Source organism: Alteromonas sp. AWQ4_252, from assembly GCF_056158205.1.
On sequence record NZ_JBSWSV010000001.1, the window covers coordinates 1,531,451 to 1,553,352 of the forward strand.

Genomic DNA, 21,902 nt, shown 5'->3' on the forward strand with positions numbered 1-21,902 from the left:
TGTTAGTTCTCATTGTCTTCTAAAACGAAATCAAGTTGTACCTTTAAGTCAGTTTGCCGTACTGCAATGCCATCAACGACCTTGGGCTTGTACTTCCATTTTGAAAGTGCTTTGACCGCTTCGCTATCAAATTTTCCAGATGGCGATGAATCTAAGATTTTTATGTTATCAGTAGTTCCGGATTCAGTTATGTCAAAAGACATGCGAACCCAGCCTTCAAGTGCCTTATTTGTTTCGTTATCTAAGTTTGTTGCAGCCTCACTACCAAAGCAATATGTTGAGACACACACAGCAACTAAGGCTGAAATTAAAAAGGGTAAAACTTCCTTTTTCATTAATCTTCCTCGAGAGAACTAACACCCGCATAACGGGCAAAAACACGTGGGCTACAATTTCAAGCGAAGCGCCAGGAGCCCACGTGTTTTTGTCCCCAGCGAGCGCAGCGAGTGTTAATGCGCTTGTTATGCGTTGCGAGGTGCCTGCCCTACGCGGCTTTGCCGCCAACGCCAGCCAACACAACAAATTAATTAAATGGTTTAAGACAACACTAAAACAACCCTGTGCGAAATGCCAGATGATAAAACGGACGCCTGAGAAATGAACCGGCTAACAAAACTGCTTAGTACAAGTGCTGGCGTTGCTGAGTTGAAAACTTGGACGTTGATAATGCAGCTTTGAAAACTGACGCCGGCAGACACCAATACAACCTTGCGAAACAGCCTTGCCCTGACAAGCTAACGCCTCACCAAACATTTGAGAAATAAACTACGGCGCATAACGCCCCGCTTAGGGGCAATAACACGTAGGCTAAAATTTGGAGCGAAGCGACTGAGCCCACGTGTTATTGTCCCAGGGAGCTTGCGACCGGCTACAGCGGTTTGTTAACTTCCATCTTTTACCATTTCAAGGCCGAGTTGGTAAACCTTTTCAGAAATACTTAAATATAGGTGCGTGTCTTTAATATGAATTTCTCTTCGCTTGGCCATCCATTCCCTGAAACAGCTTCCGGCTTCAATCTCTGACCACTTAAAGAAAACAGCCTTTCGAGCAAAAAGAAAAAAGGGACGTCTAATTAAGATGCCATCTTCGAGACAATATACGGCCATTGAGTTCCAGTAATCATTTTCATTTGATTCTTTATAGGTTGAGCAATTTTTCCAGAAAAAAACCATTTCAACTGAGCGCCGGTTTCCATTGGCCGCAGGGATGTACGTACTTCTAGTAACAAATTCGTTCCAAAGTGGATTTTTGTATTCCACACACATTACGTAAGTCAATAAAAGTAGAAAGGCTATGGCTGTTAAGATGTCAATCATGATGGAAGTTAACACCCAAATAAGGGGCACAAACGTGGCGGCTATAATCGGAGCGAAGCGACACAGCCGCCATGTTTGTGTCCCAGGGAGCTTGCGACCGACTTAATGTGATTGTTATATTCCAACCATGCTTTGCAATGCGCATTTGCATGCGTATACTTGGTGGTAAAATTAGTTGGAGTGATAAAATGCAAGATTTATATGACGTCCATGCCCCCAAGAAAGCGACAAATCTAAGCTTAAATAGCGACCTATTGCAAAAAGCTCGAATTTTAAAAGTTAACCTGTCTGCGACCTTAGAACAAGCACTTAGAGACAAGCTAAAAAGTATTGAAGCCGAAAAATGGAAAAAAGAAAACAAAGCTGCCATAGCTGCATACAACGAGTTTGTTGCTGAGAACGGTTGTATAGGTGATGAGTACAGGAACTTCTAATGGCGCAATTTGATGTTTACAGAAACCCAAGCAAGAAAACTAGCGAAGCTTACCCTTTTCTTGTTGATGTTCAAAACTCTGTAATTGACCAATTGGCAACAAGGCTGGTTGTACCGTTAACAACTAGTAATTCTAAAAACAGTTTTTACATGAACAAGCTGACGCCGGAAATAGAATTCGAAGGCACAACATACTTATTTCTAGCACAACAGCTTAGTTCTATACCCGAAGACGTGCTCAAGGACCGCATTGGTTCGCTGGAGCAATCCAGAGAACTGCTGATAGATGCAATAGACTTCGCTATCACTGGAATATAACACCCCACTAAGGGGCGATAACACATGGGCTAAAATTAGGAACGAAGTGACGCAGCCCATGTGTTAGCGTCCCAGCGAGCGAAGCGAGAGCCTTGAGTGGTTTGTTATGTGCGTGGCTCACCAATACTTACAAGCTTATCATTTTTAAAGTAAAAACTTATGTTTTGATAGCTAATTACATCCTCGCCGTCCACGATAGATGCGTCAGGATTTGCTTGACGTAAAAGGAAAATAACATCTTTTTTAGACTTGGACTCTATTCCAGCAACGATGAGCTTTCCTAGCTCAGTTACAGCTTCCTCCTGAGAGTAGAGTTCCATTGATGTATATTTATTAGTTACTGCTTGGTCAACCACAACCAAGAACCAATACCCATTTGAAAAAAGTAAAAGAACAAAGCAAAACCAAAATCCTATTTTCCAGCTTTTAAAACTCATAGTGCGAGAGTCCTTTTAGCACATAACTTCTAAATATGGGGCACAAACAGGCAGGTTACAATGGCGAAGCCGCCTGCCTGTTTGTGTCCCAGCCCGCCTGCGGGCGACATAATTTTTTTGTTAGGTTTGTTGTTAAACATCCTAGTCCTCTGGATACTCTGATAAATAAAGTTCCAGACCTAAACGAAGCATGATTTCCATGGATTTAATTGACACTTTGCCACCGCCACCGAAAGCATCTTCCCTAGGACAGAAACCAATATCTGCCGAATATTCACCTGGCGCTAAATTTTGATTTTCTTGTAACCAATTATCAAATGCTTTCATCTGATCTGGTAAGCGCCAGTTGTCTGGTAAAAGCCAAGCTACATCTGTGCTTTTACCATTGGCATCTTTTTTTAAATGATCAGATATCTTAATAGGCATAATTGAAAACCTAACACCCGCATAACGGGCAAAAACACGTGGGCTACAATTTTAAGCGAAGCGCCGAGAGTCCACGTGTTTTTGTCCCTAGCGAGCGCAGCGAGTGTTAATGCGCTTGTTATGCGTTACGAGGTGTCTGCCCTACGCGGCTTTGCCGCCAGCGCCTGTCACCAAAACGTACTGATTAAACAATTAAATACAACACTAAAACAACCCTGTGCGAAATGCCAGATGATAAAGCGGACGTCTGAGAAATGAACTAGCAAAGAAAGCCGCTTAGCAACAACGCTGGCGTTGCTGAGTTGAAAGTTGAAGGGCTGATAATACTGTTCTGAAAACTGACGCTGCCAGACACCAATACAACCTGGCGAAACAACCTTGCCCTGAATAGTTATAGCCGGACCAAACATTTGAAAAATAAACTACGGCGCATAACACCCCACTAAGGGGCGATAACACATGGGCGAAAATTAGGAACGAAGTGACGCAGCCCATGTGTTAGCGTCCCAGCGAGCAGCGCGAGCGCCTTTAGTGTTTTGTTATACGCTTTCGCTTGCAACATCCTTGTCAAACCAAACGTGCTCTGATTCACCACCCAGCAGAAAGCGATAGCCTTTAGGCAGTGCCATATAAATAGCTAATTCGGGCCGCTGCTCAAGAACATGTTTGAAGTGCACTGTATTTAGGCTATTGATGTCACCGTTATATTCATCTGTAGTAAGCCACCAACCGCTCATATGCGTTGGCGATGCATACCTAACTCCTTCAACAGGAACTACTCCTTCGTAAATTCCTTTGGAAATGACAACCATTTGAGTATCTAAGACAAAGTCAGGCTTGACCTCATAGTGACTACAGCATTGCTCCTGTATTAATTTTAAATCTTCCATATCTCAATTTTCTGTAGCGTATAACGGCCCGCATAACGGGCAAAAACACGTAGGCTACAACACCAAGCGAAGCGAAGGGAGCCTACGTGTTTTTGTCCCAGCGAGCTTGCGAGCGAGTTTATGCGATTGTTAGGTAAATTACTCTAAAAAAGCGCCTTGTAGCAAGAGCCTATTAACATTGTGATGTATGACTAAAAGCCCAATGGCGCAAATTGCAAGAAACACAATTGTTGCCAAAAAATACTCTACCCAAGCTAACCACTTAATTCTATTTTTATGCTCGATAATTAACTCTTTTCTGTAAGAGCTTGATAGTAGAAACGGCCAAGCAAGATATACAAAGCGAGGTCCGCTGGCTAATTCTGCAAAGAAATCTAAAGCGTCGCCTAAAACGGGAATTCTGGATAGCACTATGGCTACAGCGAGAAATACTCCGAAAACAAGTAAGCTAATTACAGCAACCAAAATTTCCATGTACTGGTTTACCTAACGCTAAGCTTTGGGGCGCTAGCACGTGGGCTAAAATCCGAGCGAAGCGAGCCAGCCCACGTGTTAGCGTCCCAGCGACCGAAGGGAGTGCCAACAGCGTTTTGTTAGGCGTACAAAGGAAAGTACGCAGCTTTGCTGCCACCACTAGCCAATTAGCCAGCTTGTTTAAATTATTGAATTTAAGATAAAACAACCCTGTGCGAAATGCCAGATGTTAACGACATTGCTGGATAAAAGAGCGAGTTTAGAATACTGATGATGTTAAATGTGGGCGTTGCGGTGTTGATAAAAAGCGCGTTGAAACTACCGGAAAAGCAAGCTGTAAAGACAACCTATTGAAACAACCTTGATGCTGGAATGTCACGGTTTAACCCACATTTTAATGCTGTAAGTAAATGACGCCTAACACCTAAATATGGGGCACAAGCAGGCAGGCGATAATGGCGAAGCCGCCTGCCTGTTTGTGTCCCAGCCCGCCCTGGCGGGCGACATAATTTTTTTGTTAAATGACATTTACCAAATCGATCACAGTTGCCACAGACAACCAACCAAAAATCAAAAACAACATACGCGTAATAAGGCGAACAGCAAAACGTTTACCTTCTGGATCGTTCCAACAGGACCTGTCAAATTCGTTACTATTTCGTAATTGTCTCTCATACTCTCTAAAAATTTGCTTACCGATGACTAGAAAAAATATTAAGAAGAAAAAAATAAATGCGAAAACTCCCCCGGGAAAAGAGTACAACTCAATAAAGACTTGGCTGAGTACTATTAATGCACCAGCTATAAATGATGTTGTCTTTGTAGCTTCCATTGGCATTTAACGCCCCACTTAGGGGCACAAATACGCAGGCTATAATACGGAGCGAAGCGAAGGGAGCCTGCGGGTTTGTGTCCCAACGAGCGCCAGCGAGTGACTACAGTGGTTTGTTATGCGTCAGAAAAGGTCAAAACAACTTTCAGTATCACCGTTTAGCCACTTTGGAATAGATTCACTGGCAGTTTGCCACTTTTTTGTATCATTCAATACGAATACAGATACTTCTGCTGCACATGATGTAGTTGCTTCGATATCTATTGCCTGCAGAAAGCCGCCCTCAACAGGATTTTTATATTCGACTAAAATCTTGGCCGTTTGATTTGGAACTGTTATCTCACCTTTTACATTATCTTGTGTTGATAAAGGGATAAACATTCCTGCGACCGGAACGAGAGCATCATCATTTTGGGCGTGGCATCTGGCTGTGTTTTTTGCCACAACTTTGTACGTACTAGTAAAGTTGAGAGGAGAGCAATATTTATCTACTTTGTACGCATTGGTTTTCAATTCTTCTTCAGTATCTGGAATCGTGACGCAACCAATGCAAAACAAAACCATTATCGGTGCGATAAATATTTTCAAAACTTCCTCCTTGGCGCATAACGCCCAAATAAGGGGCGCAGACATGTGGGCGAAAATGGCGAAGCCGCCCACATGTTTGCGTCCCAGCCCGCGCAGCGGGCGACTTAATTTGTTTGTTATAAATGATTTATGGATAAAGCTGCAAGTAAAAAGAGTACGGTTTTGATTTTGTTTGCGATGTTTTTAACGACCAGCCATGGCGCATGCTGAGCTTGAGCGGCGATTAAAAGAGATTTGTGGCCCCAAGTAAGCACCGAAGCAGCAACTGTAGAACTGGAAACAACCTTTCACGTACTTGGTCGTAGCCGTTCTTGAATTATCTGCGAAGAGAGGCCGAAAAGAGCGCGTTGTTTACGCAGTAGAATGTGCGAGTGCTAGCGCTGTGAATTGAAAAGAAGAACAGGGATTTGCTGACTACTGAAAAAAGGGTTTAAGTCCAAATTTCGCCATGGTTTATAACGCCCAAATAAGGGGCGCAGACGTGTGGGCGAAAATGGCGAAGCCGCCCACATGTTTGCGTCCCAGCCCGCGTAGCGGGCGAACTTAATTTGTTTGTTATAAATGATTTATGGATAAAGCTGCAAGTGAAAAGAGTGCGGATTTGAATTTGCTGATGAAGTTTTTAAAAACCAGCCATGGCGCATACTGAGCTTAAGCGGCGTTTAAAAGTGGTTTGTAACTACAAGCTGCCACCGAAGCAGCAACTGTAAAATTGGAAACAACCTTTCACGTGCTTGGTCGTAGCCGTTCTTGAATTGTCTGCGAAGAAAGGCCGAAAAGAGCACGTTGTTTACGCAGTAGAATGTTCGAGTATTACCGCTGTGAATTGAAAAGAAGAACAGGGATTTGCTGACTACTTGGAAAAGCGTTTAAGCCCAAATTGCGCCATGGTTTATAACGCCCAAATAAGGGGCGCGGACATGTGGGCGAAAATGGCGAAGCCGCCCACATGTTTGCGTCCCAGCCCGCGCAGCGGGCGACTTAATTTGTTTGTTATAAATGATTTATGGATAAAGCTGCAAGTAAAAAGAGTGCGGTTTTGATTTTGTTTGCGATGTTTTTAACGACCGGCCATGGCGCATGCTGAGCTTAAGCGGCGTTTGAAAGAGATTTGCGGCCACAAGTAAGTACTGATGCAGCAACTGTAGAACTGGAAACAACCTTTTACTTACCTGGTCGTAGCCGTTCTTGAATTGTCAGCGAAGAAAGGCCGAAAAGAGTGGGTTGCTTACGCAGTCTAATGTTCGAGTATTACCGCTGTGAATTGAAAAGAAGAACAGGGATTTGCTGACTACCTGGAAAAGCGTTTAAGCCCAAATTGCGCCATGGTTTATAACTTTTAAATAAGGGGCGCAGGCGCGTGGGCTATAATGCGAAGCAGCCCACGTGTATGCGTCCCAGCCTGCGCCAGCAGGCGACTTAATTTGTTTGTTATAAATGATTTGCGGATAAAGCTGCAAGTAAAAAGAGCGTGGTTTTGTTTTTCGTGGTGATGCTTTTTTAAACCAGCCATGGCGCGCATTGAGCTTAAGCGACTTTAAAAAGAGGGTTGAATGACGAGCAACCTACGGTGTAGCAACTGTAGAATTGGAAACAACCTTTCACGTACTTGGTCGTAGCCGTTCTTGAATTATCTGCGAAGAAAGGCCGAAAAGAGCACGTTGTTTACGTAGTCGAATGTTTGAGCGCAGACGTTGCTGATTGAGAAGAAATACGTGAAGTGACTGACTACTTAAAAATTTGTTTAAGCTGAAATTGCGCCATGGTTTATAACACCCCGCTTAGGGGCAAAAATACGTGGGCTATAATAACGAGCGAAGCGAGGACGGCCCACGTATTTTTGTCCCAGCAAGCTCCGCTTGCGTCTACAGCGGTTTGTTATGCGTAATGCTTGTACAACCTAGTTTGAATGTTATTCATATCGACAAGTCTTGGTTTGGTAATTAAAGCTTCCGCCACGGTCCAAGCACTTATCTATTTCCAGTGCTTGCGAACTAGAATTGAAGAACATTGTAACCAACGCAAACATGACGCCCCAAAATATCAGACCGACAAAGAACACTCTAAAGCTTTCTCGGTTGACGTTGGAAGAAAACAATCGACATATACGGTAGCCCGCACCACGGCACAAAATCTCAACTATGACCTCAGTGACGCAATAGCTGATGAACCTCACTATTCCTAGACCGAATTCTGATAATGCCTCGATAATCATCGTTTAAATCCATTTACGCCTAACTTTCCAATAACGGGCGCAGACATGTGGGGCATAATGGCGCAGCCGCCCCGCGTGTATGCGTCCCAGCGAACGAAGTGAGCGCGTTAATTGACTTGTTATATTTCATTTGTGTCAACGAAGAGCTTAGCGCTCGAAGAGCAGAGTTTAAACATTATTACCGCTAGAGGTGCAATATAGAAAAGTAAGCCAAATATACTAGCGGGAACAGATATGAATTCTGATGTGGCAGAGGTATATACCAGAAATACAATAGTTAAAGCAGTGAGAAGCTTTAAAGCTAACAGTGCGCGTGCTGATTTTTTAAGGAAAAATATGCTGGCTACAACTAAGCAAATAGACAATGCAACCTGCACCAAAGCACCTGTAGGGTTGCCGGCACCATTATGAGTAGCAGCTAGTACATAGCCGAGTCCAGTCAACGCAGCAAAGCTACCAAACGTAATATAAATCCAAGCGATTACCTTAAAACTGCGAAAAATAGCTCATCTCCAACTTTGAAATATAACACCCACATAAGGGGCAGTAACACATGGGCTAAAATCCGAGCGAAGCGACAGAGCCCATGTGTTACTGTCCCAGCGAGCCTGCGAGCGGCTTAATGTGATTGTTATGCGCTATTGACTTACAACGCGCAAGTACCATAATTAGGTATATATTGGTACTTGGAGGAATCAGATGGCTAAAAACACCAGCATTACCCTTGGAGACCACTTTGATGGCTTTATTGCTAGCCAAATTCAAACTGGTCGGTATGGTTCAGCAAGTGAGGTGATTCGTTCAGCTCTTCGCTTGCTAGAAACACAGGAAACCAAATTAAACACTCTGCGTCAATTACTTGTAGCAGGTGAAGAAAGCGGTGAAGCTGAATACGACCTTGAGCATCTGATATCAGAACTAGACGGTGAATTAAAAGAGTGAAACCGTTTAAATTAACCGTACTAGCAAAATCAGATCTAAAAGATATAGCATTGTTTACGCAACGGAAATGGGGCCGAGAACAGCGTAATGTATATCTTAAACAATTCGACGATTCATTTTGGATGTTGTCTGAAAATCCTGATATTGGTAAAAGCTGAGACGAAATAAGAGATGGATACAGAAAATTTCCTCAAGGTAGCCATGTGATTTACTACAAGCAAACGGGCAGTCAGGAAATACTGATCATAAGAATCCTTCATAAAAGTATGGATGTAAATCCTGTACGCTTTGGCGCATAACACCCCGCTTAGGGGCAATAACACGTGGGCTAAAATTTGGAGCGAAGCGACTGAGCCCACGTGTTATTGTCCCAGGGAGCTTGCGACCGACTACAGCGGTTTGTTAGGTTTAAATCTCTGAATAATACACATCGATTTTATGACTTGTTGCTAAATAATTAGCTGACTTTTTGGTAAAGCAAACATTGCGAACTTCTTTTTCTTCATAATCTTTACCGCCAACTTTTGTCTCCGATATCGTAGTGGATGTAGCGCAAAAATTATTTGTAGATATAACTTCAATTTCCGTATTTTCAGGCGTGGAGTGTGGCGTTGAATTTGCAAGTTTCATACTTTTCATTACGGCTAGCATTTGCTCTCCCGTAACTTCCCTACTATCAGACCCCATGCCAGGAACATGCAAGGTTTGAACAATCTTATATTGCTTAGCTAGCCAAGGTTCGTACTTTTCTACGGAGTTACTCATGTACGAATTTTCAAATTCGAGATAAGTGGACATTAAATCACCAGCGGCAAAAACACTAGGGCAAATAAGCGCTAAAAACGACATCCAGAGTTTCAAATTTTACTCCTTTAAACCTAACGCCCAAATAAGGGGCGCGGACATGTGGGCGAAAATGGCGAAGCCGCCCACATGTTTGCGTCCCAGCCCACGGCAGTGGGCGACTTAATTTGTTTGTTATAAATGATTTATGGATAAAGCTGCAAGTAAAAAGAGTGCGGTTTTGATTTTGTTCGCGATGTTTTAAATGACCAGCCATGGCGCATGCTGAGCTTAAGCGGCGATTAAAAGAGATTTGCGGCCACAAGTAAGCACTGATGCAGCAACTGTAGAACTGGAAACGGCCTTTCATTTTCCTGGTCGTAGCCGTTCTTGAATTATCTGCGAAGAGAGGCCGAAAAGAGTGGGTTGTTTACGCAGTAGAATGTTTGAGAGCTGATGCTGTAAATTGAAAAGAGCAACGAGATATTACTGACGAATTAGAAACGAGTTTAAGCCTAGATTGCGCCATGGTTTATAACGCCCAAATAAGGGGCGCGGACATGTGGGCGAAAATGGCGAAGCCGCCCACATGTTTGCGTCCCAGCCCGCGTAGCGGGCGAACTTAATTTGTTTGTTATAAATGATTTACCGATAAAGCTGCAAGTAAAAAGAGTGTGGTTTTATTTTTTGCTGATGAAGTTTTTAAAAACCAACCATGGCGCATGCTGAGCTTAAGCGGCGATAAAAAGAGATTTGTGGCCCCAAGTAAGCACTGATGCAGCAACTGTAGAACTGGAAACAGCCTTTCACTTTCCTGGTCGTAGCCGTTCTTGAATTGTCAGCGAAGAAAGGCCGAAAAGAGTGGGTTGCTTACGCAGTCTAATGTTCGAGTGCAAATGCTGTTGATTGAAAAGAACAGCGAGAAGTTACTGACGAATTAAAAATGAGTTTTAGCCTAAACTGCGCCATGGTTTATAACTTTAAGCTAAGGGGCGCAGATACGTGGGGCATAATGGCGGAGCCGCCCCGCGTATTGGCGTCCCAGCGACCGAAGGGAGTGGCTTGAGCGTTTTGTTAGCTGCCCAACTGCGTAATGTGCAACAGTTCACCTACTGGCCCCCATAAATAAAAAACTTTGCCCCAAGATTCTTGTTGTATTGGCGTAATCTTGGATTTGTTTTCCGACTTAGAACATATCTCATACGCATCGTATATGTCTGAAGCGCAGATTTGCAACATGAAGTTCTTGGCCATGTCCTCATTGTAAAAGCGCTGCAAAAAGAAAAGGCATTCTCCGTTTTTAAAAAGCGTGAGGTCATCGGTTACGTATTCTGATTTGAATCCAATTTCCGAGTAGAAAGATTTAGAAATCTCGTAATCCTTACTTGGAACAAATGTTTTTATATCTATTACATCCATGAATCTTTCCAAAGGCAGCTAACTTTTCAATAACGGGCGCAGGCGCGTGGGGCATAATGGCGAAGCCGCCCCGCGTGTATGCGTCCCAGCGAACGTAGTGAGCGAGTTTATTGAGTTGTTAGGTGACATCTCAAACATCCTTGAGCAAAACTACCAATAAAAACGAAGAAAGCGCAGAGAAAGCCATAGCTAAAAAGTATTTTCTTGCCAAATTATGAGCGCACACAAAACTCGAACCACTTTGACGGCCTTTCATATACGAGCGACTTATCAACGTAGCAGTCAGCTTGGGAGTTGCAAGTAAAATTAACTTTGTCGGCTCTACCGTTATACCAAAAACTTTTAAATTGTCTTGCGACTTCAACTCTTTGCAAACTAGGTCGAGTGCATTGACGTATTTATATAAAAAATACAAATAAGAGAAAGCGCCACATAAAAAAAGAATTGTTCTCAGGCTCTCCACTTGTCACCTAACGCCCGCATAACGGGCAAAAATACGTAGGCTACAATTACGAGCGAAGCGAGGGAGCCTACGTGTTTTTGTCCCCAGCGAGCGCAGCGAGTGGTTAATGCGTTTGTTAGCCACTTTTACACCGTGTCACAATAGAAGCAATAACGGCTTTTGATTTAATGTAAGAAAATGGAAGCGGCAGTTCGCAAATACAAAATATAAGAATGCTATGTTGTGTGTATGCAGCATAAAAATTATCGGAAATATGTACGCGGTTTGCAGTACGGGTGGCGGATAAGAACTTCTTGTTATCTTGAACAATATTGAAACCATGCTCTTTTAGAGCTGGTTCTACAGCTTGTTGAAATTGCTCGCGAGTAATTCCTGATATTACTGTTGGGTAATACTGCTTTCTAACAAAGAAATAGCTGACCGCTAGACTTGCAATCAATAGACTGAAAAGAGCGAACTGTTGTTGTATATATGGCTGAAGAAGCTCAGTTGCCAATATACTAATAAGAACAAAAGGCAGGCCGTTGAAAAGCACCTGAAAGGAAACATGAAAATGCCCTAAGGCCCAAGGGGTTTTTAGAGTAAGTTTCTCATCCCTGATTGTTTGTACAACATCCATTCTATACATAAGTGGCTAACACCCAAATAAGGGGCACAAACATGGCGGCTAAAATCGGAACGAAGTGACACAGCCGCCATGTTTGTGTCCCAGCGAGCGAAGCGAGTGACTTAATTTGTTTGTTAGCTGTCTTTTCCCAAACGACCACTTTGCCTTCGAAGCTGCCGTGCCATTGCCTGAGTAGTTGGGTACTTGGGCAAAATCAGCCACAAAACAATATACAAAATAACTGGCAAGGCAAAGAAAAATGAAAATACAAGAAACGCTATTCGAAGCCCCGTTTTACGGAACCCATAATATTGAGAAAGTCCTGAGCATACGCCTGCGATAATGCCGTGCTCTCCCCGCGTGAGAACCGGCAAGTCCCTTTGTTGCATAAAACCTCCTGTTTCATGAAGAAATAAAAAAACAATGTGACTTGTTAAATAAGCTCACAGACTACAAGGCACAAATGACAGCTAACACTAAGCTAAGGGGCAAAAGCACAATGCGAAAATGGCGAAGCCGCATTGTGTTTTTGTCCCAGCGACCCGCGCAGCGGGTTGCGACTTGAGCGTTTTGTTAGGTGTTTCCTTTGATTCTTGATAATTGCTCTTCAGCATAGTCAATTAGCCCTTCTTCGGCACCTTCTCTTGATGGGTTATCAATGAGGCTATGCAAAACATCCTTGTAAATTACAACTTTTTCTAAAGGCATCAATGGGAATAACAGGCCAACAATATTGCATTTCCAAATGATGTCATTTCCTTTGAGAATACTTCTAATATGTTCTTCTTGACCTTTATTTAACACTGCGACTCTATTGCAAATTATGGGAAAAACAGGCCAATTGTAATCTTGTAGCCATTCAAGAAGTTGAGGTAAAACTTGCATTACTTCATCGTCTGAGGCGGTTGAGAGTTTTTCTACAGAGTTGAGGTCGTGCTTTGATAAAGGAACCATTGCTCAATTGACACCTAACGCTAAGCTTTGGGGCGCTAGCACGTGGGCTAAAATCCGAACGAAGTGAGCCAGCCCACGTGTTAGCGTCCCAGCGACCGAAGGGAGTGCCAACAGCGTTTTGTTAGGCGTGCAAAGGTAAGTACGCAGCTTTGCTGCCACCACGAGCCGATAAGGCCACTTATTTAAATTGTTGAAATTAAGATAAAACAACCCTGTGCGAAATGCCAGATGTTAACGACATTGCTGGATAAAAGAGCGAGTTTAGAAGACTGGTGATGCAGAATGTCGGCGTTGCTGTGTGATGAAAAGTACGTTGCTAAAGCCGTTGAAACTACCGAAAAAGCCAGCGGTAAAGACAACCTAGCGAAACAACCTTGATGCTGGAATGTCACGGTTTAACCCACATTTTAATGCTGTAAGTAAATGACGCCTAACGCCCAAATAAGGGGCGCAGACGCGTGGGTTATAATGCGAAGCAGCCCACGTGTTTGCGTCCCAGCCCGCGCCAGCGGGCGACTTAATTTGTTTGTTATGCGCGTTTGAAAACAACCACATACCAAAAAGCTGTCGCACCTAACATACCACAGACACTGCAAAAAAGTGCTTGGTAAAAAATAACACTCTCTGCGTCTTGCCCAAACGGCTTTAGAATATAAACAAATAATACACTAGGAATTGTTGCCGCGCAGACGTACCAGATTAAGTTAGTTCTATTAAATTTTGCCAAGAGGAAATGAATGGGCAACCCAAGGAAGGTTGTGACAATTAATGCTACCAGTGCGGCAACGCATGCAATAAAAGCTGATATTTCTATCATGGTATTTTCGTTATACATTGAATCAAGAACACCAACGAGAAAGGTGACTGTAAATACTGTCAGCGTGCTATAGAAAATACCTAAAAATATTCGATTCATAAAGTAGTGCATAACTTCCCACTAAGGGGCGATAACACATGGGCTAAAATTAGGAACGAAGTGACGCAGCCCATGTGTTAGCGTCCCAGCGAGCGAAGCGAGAGCCTTGAGTGGTTTGTTATGTGCGTGGCTCACCAATACTTACAAGCTTATCATTTTTAAAGTAAAAACTTATGTTTTGATAGCTAATTACATCCTCGCCGTCCACGATGAATGCGTCAGGATTTGCTTGACGTAAAAGGAAAATAACATCTTTTTTAGACTTGGACTCTATTCCAGCAACGATGAGCTTTCCTAGCTCAGTTACAGCTTCTTCCTGAGAGTAGAGTTCCATTGATGTATATTTATTAGTTACTGCTTGGTCAACCACAACCAAGAACCAATACCCATTTGAAAAAAGTAAAAGAACAAAGCAAAACCAAAATCCTGTTTTCCAGCTTTTAAAACTCATAGTGCGAGAGTCCTTTTAGCACATAACTTTCCAATAACGGGCGCAGACATGTGGGGCATAATGGCGAAGCCGCCCCGCGTGTATGCGTCCCAGCGAACGAAGTGAGTGTGTTGATTGGGTTGTTATATGACATGCTGATTAAACCCTTGAACCACCCCATAATTGCACTGTAGACATTAGCAAGATAGCCAATATAAGCCCAGAGACTAATGATACGCCGATGGGGATCAAGATAACTTGCCATAGTTTCAAAACCATAAAGCGCTTTAAAATGAACGAAAACAACACTATAGATATTACAACTGACGCTGGCTCTACTAAACCCGTCAAATAGGTAATTGAAGCTGAAAAAGCCTGCGTAATTAAAAATAAACCAGTAAGTAACATACTACGCTTGTTTACATTTTCAGTCACTTTGAGTAGGTGGAGAACAATTCGAAAACCTATGAAATTTCCAAGAAGAAATGAAATCAAAAAGAAGACTGGAAACACAAAAGTACCTTTGTCATATAACTTTTCAATAACGGGCGCAGGCACGTGGGGCATAATGGCGAAGCCGCCCCGCGTGTATGCGTCCCAGCGAACGAAGTGAGTGTGTTTATTGAGTTGTTATGCGAACTCTTGATTAGTCCTTGTTCCATTCTTTTGCTGCTCCTAACGTTGGACCTAATGGAAAGACTGCTGCAACAACAAGGAAATAGCGTGTACTATTTTTTTCATCTATCTGAAAAATTCCTGAGGACAAGAAATACAACGCTGCAATAATTCCAAAAGACCAAAAAAACAAAATAGCAAACTTGATGAAGTTAGGATTTGATTTAGCAAACGGATTTATCTTCTGAAATCCAATTAGAGTGCTTGACAAAATCATGCCCGCGAAGAACATACATAGTGTCATCAGCGGGGCCGCAATAATTAAAGCAATCTCTACTTGAACAACAAAGCCCAATAATACTGAAAAACCGCACCATAATAAGGCTATCTTCGTTAGCCATTTTTCAGACAATAAAATGTAGTGATTAAAATTAAACCTATATAGCACGAATTATCCTGCGTTCGTATAACACCCGCATAACGGGCAAAAACACGTGGGCTACAATTTCAAGCGAAGCGCCAAGGAGCCCACGTGTTTTTGTCCCCAGCGAGCGCAGCGAGTGTTAATGCGCTTGTTATGAGATTACTTTGCCATATAAAACAGCATTGTAGAATGCCTGACGTTTATACACTGCTTTCTCAAGGTTGCCTTCTTTCTTAAAACCACATTTTAAAAGTACGGATTCTGATGCGGTGTTCCCTTGAAAAACTGTAGCTTGAACACGCGCAAAATTATTGCGTTTAATTTGAGCTAGAAGTGTACGTAATGCTTCCGTTACGATGCCCTTGCCCCAGTGTTCGCGAGCGAGCCAATAACCAAGTTCACCAGTGAATGCATACTCATTTTGACCTGGCTCGATACCGATACAACCAGCAAAATTACCGTCCACTTCTATTGCTCGGATAATTCCATTTTTGCAACCAACGCTGAGCCACCAATCAGCATCACTGTCAGCGTAAGGGAAAGGAATACGAGAAGACAGAAACCTTGTGACTTCTGGATCGTTTAATATATCGATGATTACCGGTTTGTCGGCTATTTCAAAATTTCGAAGAACGAGCATATCCCTGTCTCATAACGCCCCGCTTAGGGGCAAATACTTGCTGGCTATAATACCAAGCGAAGCGCCGGGAGCCAGCGAGTATTTGTCCCAGCGAACGCAGTGAGCGAACTACAGCGGATTGTTATGTGACCCTGCCAAAACACTAACTTTTGTCATGACCTAAGTCCATGTGCGCGATGATATATCCGTACTGTTTGTCGGTGAGTTGTCCTTGTTTATGTAACGATTTTGCTAAATCGAAGCTCCAGTGCATACCTTTTGGCGCTTCTGGAATTGATAAGTCTAAACTGACCAATTCTTTTCGGACTACGGTATTACCATTTATTTCAGCCTGTTTAGCACAATGACTTAAAATGTACTCTACTGCATATTTATCTACGCTCGGTTCCCAAGTGTATTCCACTTCACAGGCATACTTTGTTTCTCCTTCAGGAGTCACATATTCCAAACGACCAGTCGTGCAACCAGAAAGCAACAAAAGAAAAAGAGATAAATTTAAAAACTTCATGTTATCCAAATTCTCCTTGGGCACATAACGCCCGCATAACGGGCAAAAACACGTAGGCTACAATACCAAGCGAAGCGCAGGGAGCCTACGTGTTTTTGTCCCTAGCGAGCGCAGCGAGTGTTAATGCGTTTGTTATGTGCCGCTACGAAATTACCTTAAGCTCAATTTGAGCTCCATTTGGTAACGTTTCTATTTGCCTTGCTACATCTCCGGAAAAAGTAAGTTGCTCAATTTGAGGGACTGATACGATATTAGCGACGCAGTATTCTCCGCCCAACACCCCTGGAATTGTTAGGTGATATTTGTAACCTGATTTTAGTTCACCTAATTTTACCTTTGCATCGTTTACCAGATTTGCCATCACCCAGTCTTCAATGAACTCTGGGTCTGCGAGTACTTCATCGAGTGCACTTCGATCATGCGCGATTAACGAGCAATAGCTATCTTCTGGGCATAAGCGCCAATATTTTCCAGCAGAATCTCTAATTATCAAATTTCCAAATTCATTTTCTGCAACTACTTTTACGGGATCTATGCCAACCCAGCCCCAAGCAGATTTAATTGCATCAATAATTTTCAAGCTACCACCTTAGGCACATAACTTTTAAATAAGGGGCGCAGACATGTGGGCTAAAATCCGAGCGAAGCGACAGAGCCCACGTGTTACTGTCCCAGCGAGCCTGCGAGCGGCTTAATGTGTTTGTTATAAGCCACCAAAATAACCACCCAGCCATCCTTGATAATCAAACCCTTTTGACCTGTAAAAGGCTAATTCTACATTTTTAAAAGAATCAAAATATGCTGCGACAAAAGGAACAAAGAAAACAGCAGCAAAGTAATGCTTCACTTCTCCCTCGGGTATGTAACCTACCTCATGTATTAACCAATGGCCAATATCAAAAAACCTGAAGAATGTAACAGCCGCCAAACCAAACAACAAAGAACCAAATAACTTAAACCAAGTTAAACGTCCAAACTTCCACAGAACTCTTGATAGTTTTGAAAAAAACAAAACGTACACGTAAAAAATGCAAACGAATACAACCATCTCAACATTTAAATAAAGTGGCATTAGAAAATAAAGAAAAGCTGGCGCAATAAATCCGAGCATTTTCCGTTTGTAAGTCTCTACGAAGAATGTTCCTTCGTTTATTACATCATCTGGCAGTGAAGTTACTGTTTTCATAGTGGCTTATAACTTTCCAATAACGGGCGCAGGCATGTGGGGCATAATGGCGAAGCCGCCCCGCGTGTATGCGTCCCAGCGAACGTAGTGAGTGTGTTGATTGGGTTGTTATACCCGTACCTCAATACGATCTCCGTGACTAGGTGGTGTTGAAGTAACTATAAAAATCAAATCACACTCCTGCTCGTTCCACAACTGATGAGGCGTATTTGCTGGTAAATGAAGCCCATGATTTTTTTCTAAATGGAAAATCTCTTTGTCGGCTTCTATCGATGCGACGCCACTAATGACATAAAAAAACTGTTCAGAGAACTGATGAAGATGTCGAGTTTCTTTGCACCCAGAAGGAACACGTTCTTGTATCACGCTAAGCGATTCGGATTTGACTAGGTGCCAGCCGTCGCAGCCATTTCCCCAAACGTAATGTTCAGCATTTTCGAGAGAACAGATCTTCATAAATTCCTTTTAGGGTATAACGCCCAAATAAGGGGCGCGGACATGTGGGCGAAAATGGCGAAGCCGCCCACATGTTTGCGTCCCAGTCCGCGTAGCGGGCGAACTTAATTTGTTTGTTATAAATGATTTATGGATAAAGCTGCAAGTAAAAAGAGTGCGGTTTTGATTTTGTTTGCGATGTTTTTAACGACCAGCCATGGCGCATGCTGAGCTTAAGCGGCGATTAAAAGAGATTTGTGGGCCCAAGTAAGCACCGAAGCAGCAACTGTAGAACTGGACACAACCTTTTACGTACTTGGTCGTAGCCGTTCTTGTCTTAACACCGAAGAAAGGCCAAAAAGAGTGCGTTGTTTACGCAGTCGTATGTTTGAGAACTGATGCCGTAAATTGAAAAGTAAAACGTGAATTAAATGACTACAGAAAAAAGAGTTTAAGCCTAAACTGCGCCATGGTTTATAACGCCCAAATAAGGGGCGCGGACATGTGGGTGAAAATGGCGAAGCCGCCCACATGTTTGCGTCCCAGTGCGCGCCAGCGCACGACTTAATTTGTTTGTTATAAATGATTTATGGATAAAGCTGCAAGTAAAAAGAGTACGGTTTTGATTTTGTTTGCGATGTTTTTAACGACCAGCCATGGCGCATGCTGAGCTTAAGCGGCGATAAAAAAAGATTTGCGGCTGCAAGTAAGCACTGGTGCAGCAACTGTAGAGCTGGAAGCGGCCTTTCACTTTCCTGGTCGTAGCCGTTCTTGAATTATCCTCGAAGAAAGGCCGAAAATAGCGCGTTGTTTACGCAGTCGAATGTTTGAGAACTGATGCCGTAAATTGAAAAATAAAACGTGAATCTACTGACTACTGAAAAAAGAGTTTAAGCCCAAATTTCGCCATGGTTTATAACTTCCAAATAAGGGGCGCAGACATGTGGGCGAAAATGGCGAAGCCGCCCACGTGTTTGCGTCCCAGCCCGCGCAGCGGGCGACTTAATTTGTTTGTTATAAATGATTTATGGATAAAGCTGCAAGTAAAAAGAGTACGGTTTTGATTTTGTTTGCGATGTTTTTAACGACCAGCCATGGCGCATGCTGAGCTTAAGCGGCGATAAAAAAAGATTTGCGGCTGCAAGTAAGCACTGGTGCAGCAACTGTAGAGCTGGAAACGGCCTTTCACTTTCCTGGTCGTAGCCGTTCTTGAATTATCCTCGAAGAAAGGCCGAAAATAGCGCGTTGTTTACGCAGTCGAATGTTTGAGAACTGATGCCGTAAATTGAAAAATAAAACGTGAATCTACTGACTACTGAAAAAAGAGTTTAAGCCCAAATTTCGCCATGGTTTATAACGCCCAAATAAGGGGCGCGGACATGTGGGCGAAAATGGCGAAGCCGCCCACATGTTTGCGTCCCAGCCCGCGTAGCGGGCGAACTTAATTTGTTTGTTATAAATGATTTGTGGACAAAGCTGCAAGTGAAAAGAGTGCGGCTTTGAAATTGTTTTTGATGTTTTTAACAACCAGCCATGGCGCATGCTGAGCTTGAGCGGCGTTTAAAAGAGAGTTGCAGCCGCAAGTAAGCACTGAAGCAGCAACTGTAGAACTGGAAACAGCCTTTCACTTTCCTGGTCGTAGCCGTTCTTGAATTATCCGCGAAGAAAGGCCGAAAAAAACACGTTGTTTACGCAGTAGAATGTTTGAGTACAAATGTTGTTGATTGAAAAGAACAGCAAGAAGTTACCGACGAATTAAAAATGAGTTTTAGCCTAAACTGCGCCATGGTTTCTAACACCCCGCTTAGGGGCAATAACACGTGGGCTAAAATTTGGAGCGAAGCGACTGAGCCCACGTGTTATTGTCCCAGGGAGCCTGCGACCGCCTACAGCGGTTTGTTATATTTTTTATACTTGTTCCACAATTCCTTACGGATGCCTGTTTTCATTGTTACTTTAATTTTCTTACCTACAGAGGTACAGAGGTAGATATTCGAAGAAAATATCTGAATGAAAGCCTCAACTGAGTTTTGAGAAAAGATAAATAACTCTGGTTGCTCCAACACCTCGATAAAGTCATTCGCGAAAACTATTTGGCCAGACTCTCCGTCTTTGAGCCTTACTGGAAATTTTGAGCTAAACCTAGCTACTCTTTCATCTTGATATGGATGAATGACACTGCGTATTTTTTTAAAAACAGGAAGTTTTCTACTATGCCACTCAAAGTTAACAATTTGGACTTCCCTTGCACCTATATTCACAAAATCCAAAATATAAACATAGGTATCTAGTTTTTGAGGATCATAACTAGGGATTAATCCACCACTGAAATTACTTCGGAGTCGAATAAATTTATCCCTTAGTGACAGCCACAGTGCAATACCCGAAATAGTTATTGTGCCCACAGCAGAAAGCCAGGGCGCGAAGCTATTAATACACTGCCATGTGTTACAGGTTTCCACCGATGTCTCCTAAAAAATATAACGCTAAGCTTTGGGGCGCTAGCACGTGGGCTAAAATCCGAGCGAAGCGAGTCAGCCCACGTGTTAGCGTCCCAGCGACCGAAGGGAGTGCCAACAGCGTTTTGTTAGGCGTACAAAGGAACGTACGCAGCTTTGCTGCCACCACTAGCCAAATAGACCGCGTGTTTAAATTATTGAATTTAAGATAAAACAACCCTGTACGAAATGCTAGATGTTAAGGTCATTGCTGGATAAAAGAGCGAGTTTAGAAGACTGATGATGTTAAATGTTGGCGTTGCGGTGTTGATAAAAAGCGCGTTGCTAAAGCCGTTGAAACTACCGGAAAAGCCAGCCGTAAATACATCCTAGTGAAACAACCTTAATGCTGTAATGTCACGGCTGAACCTACTTTTAAATGCTGTAATTAAATGACGCCTAACGCCCGCATAACGGGCAAAAATACGTAGGCTACAATACCAAGCGAAGCGAGGGAGCCTACGTGTTTTTGTCCCCAGCGAGCGCAGCGAGTGGTTAATGCGTTTGTTAGCCACTTTTACACCGTGTCACAATAGAAGCAATAACGGCTTTTGATTTAATGTAAGAAAATGGAAGCGGCAGTTCGCAAATACAAAATATAAGAATGCTATGTTGTGTGTATGCAGCATAAAAATTATCGGAAATATGTACGCGGTTTGCAGTACGGGTGGCGGATAAGAACTTCTTGTTATCTTGAACAATATTGAAACCATGCTCTTTTAGAGCTGGTTCTACAGCTTGTTGAAATTGCTCGCGAGTAATTCCTGATATTACTGTTGGGTAATACTGCTTTCTAACAAAGAAATAGCTGACCGCTAGACTTGCAATCAATAGACTGAAAAGAGCGAACTGTTGTTGTATATATGGCTGAAGAAGCTCAGTTGCCAATATACTAATAAGAACAAAAGGCAGGCCGTTGAAAAGCACCTGAAAGGAAACATGAAAATGCCCTAAGGCCCAAGGGGTTTTTAGAGTAAGTTTCTCATCCCTGATTGTTTGTACAACATCCATTCTATACATAAGTGGCTAACTTCCAAATAAGGGGCGCAGACATGTGGGCGAAAATGGCGAAGCCGCCCACAAGTTTGCGTCCCAGCCCGCGCAGCGGGCGAACTTAATTTGTTTGTTATAAATGAATTGTGGATAAAGCTGC

Annotated in this window: 27 protein-coding genes and 1 pseudogene; 5 read left to right on the plus strand and 23 right to left on the minus strand. The window is 42.9% G+C overall.

Features of this window, described 5'->3' with window-relative positions; all coding sequences use genetic code 11:
- Nucleotides 1-2: 2 nt before the first annotated feature.
- Entirely contained in the window at nucleotides 3-335 is a 333-nt protein-coding gene (locus ACXACM_RS06850) for an energy transducer TonB (RefSeq protein ID WP_474820667.1), read from the minus strand.
- Nucleotides 336-881: 546 nt separating this feature from the next.
- The gene (locus ACXACM_RS06855; protein ID WP_474820668.1) at nucleotides 882-1,316 is read right to left on the minus strand and encodes a hypothetical protein; all 435 of its coding nucleotides are present in this window, start codon (nucleotides 1,314-1,316) and stop codon (nucleotides 882-884) included.
- Between the two features lie 149 nt (nucleotides 1,317-1,465).
- Here ACXACM_RS06855 and ACXACM_RS06860 point away from each other — a divergent pair, with 149 nt between their 5' ends.
- Together ACXACM_RS06860 and ACXACM_RS06865 are read left to right on the plus strand one after the other, a co-directional pair.
- Nucleotides 1,466-1,750, plus strand: coding sequence for a type II toxin-antitoxin system CcdA family antitoxin (locus ACXACM_RS06860; RefSeq protein WP_474820669.1), 285 nt, complete (start codon nucleotides 1,466-1,468; stop codon nucleotides 1,748-1,750).
- Nucleotides 1,750-2,067, plus strand: a complete 318-nt coding sequence (locus ACXACM_RS06865; protein WP_474820646.1) for a CcdB family protein — start codon at nucleotides 1,750-1,752, stop codon at nucleotides 2,065-2,067. Before ACXACM_RS06860 ends, ACXACM_RS06865 begins: the two co-directional genes overlap by 1 nt.
- A 104-nt stretch (nucleotides 2,068-2,171) precedes the next feature.
- On the opposite strand, the gene ACXACM_RS06870 is transcribed toward ACXACM_RS06865, so the two are convergent.
- The 6 genes from ACXACM_RS06870 to ACXACM_RS06895 form a co-directional block, all read right to left on the minus strand.
- On the minus strand, nucleotides 2,172-2,504 hold the full coding sequence (locus ACXACM_RS06870; protein WP_474820671.1) for a hypothetical protein: 333 nt from the start codon (nucleotides 2,502-2,504) through the stop codon (nucleotides 2,172-2,174).
- A 141-nt stretch (nucleotides 2,505-2,645) separates the two neighbouring features.
- On the minus strand, nucleotides 2,646-2,930 hold the full coding sequence (locus ACXACM_RS06875) for a hypothetical protein (protein ID WP_474820672.1): 285 nt from the start codon (nucleotides 2,928-2,930) through the stop codon (nucleotides 2,646-2,648).
- A 539-nt stretch (nucleotides 2,931-3,469) separates the two neighbouring features.
- On the minus strand, nucleotides 3,470-3,820 hold the full coding sequence (locus tag ACXACM_RS06880; protein WP_474820674.1) for an immunity protein Imm33 domain-containing protein: 351 nt from the start codon (nucleotides 3,818-3,820) through the stop codon (nucleotides 3,470-3,472).
- Nucleotides 3,821-3,958: 138 nt separating this feature from the next.
- Entirely contained in the window at nucleotides 3,959-4,294 is a 336-nt protein-coding gene (locus ACXACM_RS06885; protein ID WP_474820676.1) for a hypothetical protein, read from the minus strand.
- A 517-nt stretch (nucleotides 4,295-4,811) separates the two neighbouring features.
- Nucleotides 4,812-5,132 carry a hypothetical protein gene (locus tag ACXACM_RS06890; RefSeq protein WP_474820678.1) on the minus strand — a complete coding sequence of 107 codons (321 nt, stop codon included), beginning with the start codon at nucleotides 5,130-5,132 and terminating at the stop codon, nucleotides 4,812-4,814.
- A gap of 117 nt (nucleotides 5,133-5,249) precedes the next feature.
- Entirely contained in the window at nucleotides 5,250-5,714 is a 465-nt protein-coding gene (locus ACXACM_RS06895; RefSeq protein WP_474820680.1) for a hypothetical protein, read from the minus strand.
- 2,449 nt (nucleotides 5,715-8,163) lie between these two features.
- On the opposite strand from ACXACM_RS06895, the gene ACXACM_RS06900 reads away from it, so the two are divergent.
- From ACXACM_RS06900 to ACXACM_RS06910, 3 genes and pseudogenes are all read left to right on the plus strand, one after another.
- Nucleotides 8,164-8,340 carry a hypothetical protein gene (locus tag ACXACM_RS06900; protein ID WP_474820681.1) on the plus strand — a complete coding sequence of 59 codons (177 nt, stop codon included), beginning with the start codon at nucleotides 8,164-8,166 and terminating at the stop codon, nucleotides 8,338-8,340.
- Nucleotides 8,341-8,628: 288 nt separating this feature from the next.
- A complete protein-coding gene (locus tag ACXACM_RS06905; protein WP_014978218.1) occupies nucleotides 8,629-8,871 on the plus strand; it encodes a type II toxin-antitoxin system ParD family antitoxin in 243 nt (80 codons plus the stop codon).
- Nucleotides 8,868-9,170 (plus strand): annotated as a pseudogene (locus ACXACM_RS06910) (type II toxin-antitoxin system RelE/ParE family toxin). The gene ACXACM_RS06905 and the pseudogene ACXACM_RS06910 overlap by 4 nt, the downstream one beginning before the upstream one ends.
- A gap of 109 nt (nucleotides 9,171-9,279) precedes the next feature.
- Here ACXACM_RS06910 and ACXACM_RS06915 read toward each other — a convergent pair.
- The 15 genes from ACXACM_RS06915 to ACXACM_RS06985 form a co-directional block, all read right to left on the minus strand.
- Nucleotides 9,280-9,732 (minus strand): hypothetical protein, encoded by a 453-nt coding sequence (locus ACXACM_RS06915; protein ID WP_474820682.1) that lies wholly within the window; start codon nucleotides 9,730-9,732, stop codon nucleotides 9,280-9,282.
- Between the two features lie 996 nt (nucleotides 9,733-10,728).
- On the minus strand, nucleotides 10,729-11,073 hold the full coding sequence (locus ACXACM_RS06920) for a VOC family protein (RefSeq protein ID WP_474820684.1): 345 nt from the start codon (nucleotides 11,071-11,073) through the stop codon (nucleotides 10,729-10,731).
- A gap of 578 nt (nucleotides 11,074-11,651) precedes the next feature.
- Entirely contained in the window at nucleotides 11,652-12,164 is a 513-nt protein-coding gene (locus tag ACXACM_RS06925; RefSeq protein WP_474820650.1) for a hypothetical protein, read from the minus strand.
- Nucleotides 12,165-12,277: 113 nt separating this feature from the next.
- A complete protein-coding gene (locus tag ACXACM_RS06930) occupies nucleotides 12,278-12,532 on the minus strand; it encodes a PspC domain-containing protein (protein ID WP_474820653.1) in 255 nt (84 codons plus the stop codon).
- 184 nt (nucleotides 12,533-12,716) lie between these two features.
- Complete coding sequence (locus ACXACM_RS06935) at nucleotides 12,717-13,097, minus strand: DUF5071 domain-containing protein (protein ID WP_474820686.1); 381 nt, start codon at nucleotides 13,095-13,097, stop codon at nucleotides 12,717-12,719.
- A gap of 529 nt (nucleotides 13,098-13,626) precedes the next feature.
- Nucleotides 13,627-14,013, minus strand: a complete 387-nt coding sequence (locus ACXACM_RS06940) for a hypothetical protein (RefSeq protein WP_474820687.1) — start codon at nucleotides 14,011-14,013, stop codon at nucleotides 13,627-13,629.
- A 118-nt stretch (nucleotides 14,014-14,131) separates the two neighbouring features.
- Complete coding sequence (locus tag ACXACM_RS06945) at nucleotides 14,132-14,464, minus strand: hypothetical protein (protein WP_474820688.1); 333 nt, start codon at nucleotides 14,462-14,464, stop codon at nucleotides 14,132-14,134.
- 625 nt (nucleotides 14,465-15,089) lie between these two features.
- Nucleotides 15,090-15,506, minus strand: a complete 417-nt coding sequence (locus tag ACXACM_RS06950) for a hypothetical protein (RefSeq protein ID WP_474820690.1) — start codon at nucleotides 15,504-15,506, stop codon at nucleotides 15,090-15,092.
- A 127-nt stretch (nucleotides 15,507-15,633) separates the two neighbouring features.
- Entirely contained in the window at nucleotides 15,634-16,122 is a 489-nt protein-coding gene (locus ACXACM_RS06955) for a GNAT family N-acetyltransferase (protein WP_474820691.1), read from the minus strand.
- A gap of 142 nt (nucleotides 16,123-16,264) precedes the next feature.
- A complete protein-coding gene (locus tag ACXACM_RS06960) occupies nucleotides 16,265-16,630 on the minus strand; it encodes a hypothetical protein (RefSeq protein WP_474820692.1) in 366 nt (121 codons plus the stop codon).
- Nucleotides 16,631-16,772: 142 nt separating this feature from the next.
- Entirely contained in the window at nucleotides 16,773-17,210 is a 438-nt protein-coding gene (locus ACXACM_RS06965) for a T6SS immunity protein Tdi1 domain-containing protein (protein ID WP_474820694.1), read from the minus strand.
- Between the two features lie 123 nt (nucleotides 17,211-17,333).
- Nucleotides 17,334-17,816 carry a hypothetical protein gene (locus ACXACM_RS06970; RefSeq protein WP_474820695.1) on the minus strand — a complete coding sequence of 161 codons (483 nt, stop codon included), beginning with the start codon at nucleotides 17,814-17,816 and terminating at the stop codon, nucleotides 17,334-17,336.
- 108 nt (nucleotides 17,817-17,924) lie between these two features.
- Nucleotides 17,925-18,272: a cupin domain-containing protein gene (locus ACXACM_RS06975; protein ID WP_474820696.1), complete on the minus strand. Its 348-nt coding sequence runs from the start codon at nucleotides 18,270-18,272 to the stop codon at nucleotides 17,925-17,927.
- 1,865 nt (nucleotides 18,273-20,137) lie between these two features.
- A complete protein-coding gene (locus tag ACXACM_RS06980) occupies nucleotides 20,138-20,713 on the minus strand; it encodes a hypothetical protein (protein ID WP_474820698.1) in 576 nt (191 codons plus the stop codon).
- A 543-nt stretch (nucleotides 20,714-21,256) separates the two neighbouring features.
- Entirely contained in the window at nucleotides 21,257-21,769 is a 513-nt protein-coding gene (locus ACXACM_RS06985; RefSeq protein WP_474820650.1) for a hypothetical protein, read from the minus strand.
- Nucleotides 21,770-21,902: the final 133 nt, after the last annotated feature.

Bases quoted from the DNA above. Each gene is read 5' to 3' on its own strand.
- ACXACM_RS06890 (WP_474820678.1), bottom strand. From the start codon at position 5,132: ATGCCAATGGAAGCTACAAAGACAACATCATTTATAGCTGGTGCATTA.
- ACXACM_RS06945 (WP_474820688.1), bottom strand. From the start codon at position 14,464: ATGAGTTTTAAAAGCTGGAAAACAGGATTTTGGTTTTGCTTTGTTCTT.
- ACXACM_RS06930 (WP_474820653.1), bottom strand. From the start codon at position 12,532: ATGCAACAAAGGGACTTGCCGGTTCTCACGCGGGGAGAGCACGGCATT.
- ACXACM_RS06970 (WP_474820695.1), bottom strand. From the start codon at position 17,816: ATGAAAACAGTAACTTCACTGCCAGATGATGTAATAAACGAAGGAACA.
- ACXACM_RS06855 (WP_474820668.1), bottom strand. From the start codon at position 1,316: ATGATTGACATCTTAACAGCCATAGCCTTTCTACTTTTATTGACTTAC.
- ACXACM_RS06875 (WP_474820672.1), bottom strand. From the start codon at position 2,930: ATGCCTATTAAGATATCTGATCATTTAAAAAAAGATGCCAATGGTAAA.
- ACXACM_RS06865 (WP_474820646.1), top strand. From the start codon at position 1,750: ATGGCGCAATTTGATGTTTACAGAAACCCAAGCAAGAAAACTAGCGAA.
- ACXACM_RS06960 (WP_474820692.1), bottom strand. From the start codon at position 16,630: ATGAAGTTTTTAAATTTATCTCTTTTTCTTTTGTTGCTTTCTGGTTGC.
- ACXACM_RS06860 (WP_474820669.1), top strand. From the start codon at position 1,466: ATGCGTATACTTGGTGGTAAAATTAGTTGGAGTGATAAAATGCAAGAT.
- ACXACM_RS06925 (WP_474820650.1), bottom strand. From the start codon at position 12,164: ATGTATAGAATGGATGTTGTACAAACAATCAGGGATGAGAAACTTACT.
- ACXACM_RS06885 (WP_474820676.1), bottom strand. From the start codon at position 4,294: ATGGAAATTTTGGTTGCTGTAATTAGCTTACTTGTTTTCGGAGTATTT.
- ACXACM_RS06935 (WP_474820686.1), bottom strand. From the start codon at position 13,097: ATGGTTCCTTTATCAAAGCACGACCTCAACTCTGTAGAAAAACTCTCA.
- ACXACM_RS06985 (WP_474820650.1), bottom strand. From the start codon at position 21,769: ATGTATAGAATGGATGTTGTACAAACAATCAGGGATGAGAAACTTACT.
- ACXACM_RS06850 (WP_474820667.1), bottom strand. From the start codon at position 335: ATGAAAAAGGAAGTTTTACCCTTTTTAATTTCAGCCTTAGTTGCTGTG.
- ACXACM_RS06880 (WP_474820674.1), bottom strand. From the start codon at position 3,820: ATGGAAGATTTAAAATTAATACAGGAGCAATGCTGTAGTCACTATGAG.
- ACXACM_RS06955 (WP_474820691.1), bottom strand. From the start codon at position 16,122: ATGCTCGTTCTTCGAAATTTTGAAATAGCCGACAAACCGGTAATCATC.
- ACXACM_RS06870 (WP_474820671.1), bottom strand. From the start codon at position 2,504: ATGAGTTTTAAAAGCTGGAAAATAGGATTTTGGTTTTGCTTTGTTCTT.
- ACXACM_RS06900 (WP_474820681.1), top strand. From the start codon at position 8,164: ATGAATTCTGATGTGGCAGAGGTATATACCAGAAATACAATAGTTAAA.
- ACXACM_RS06905 (WP_014978218.1), top strand. From the start codon at position 8,629: ATGGCTAAAAACACCAGCATTACCCTTGGAGACCACTTTGATGGCTTT.
- ACXACM_RS06940 (WP_474820687.1), bottom strand. From the start codon at position 14,013: ATGAATCGAATATTTTTAGGTATTTTCTATAGCACGCTGACAGTATTT.
- ACXACM_RS06975 (WP_474820696.1), bottom strand. From the start codon at position 18,272: ATGAAGATCTGTTCTCTCGAAAATGCTGAACATTACGTTTGGGGAAAT.
- ACXACM_RS06920 (WP_474820684.1), bottom strand. From the start codon at position 11,073: ATGGATGTAATAGATATAAAAACATTTGTTCCAAGTAAGGATTACGAG.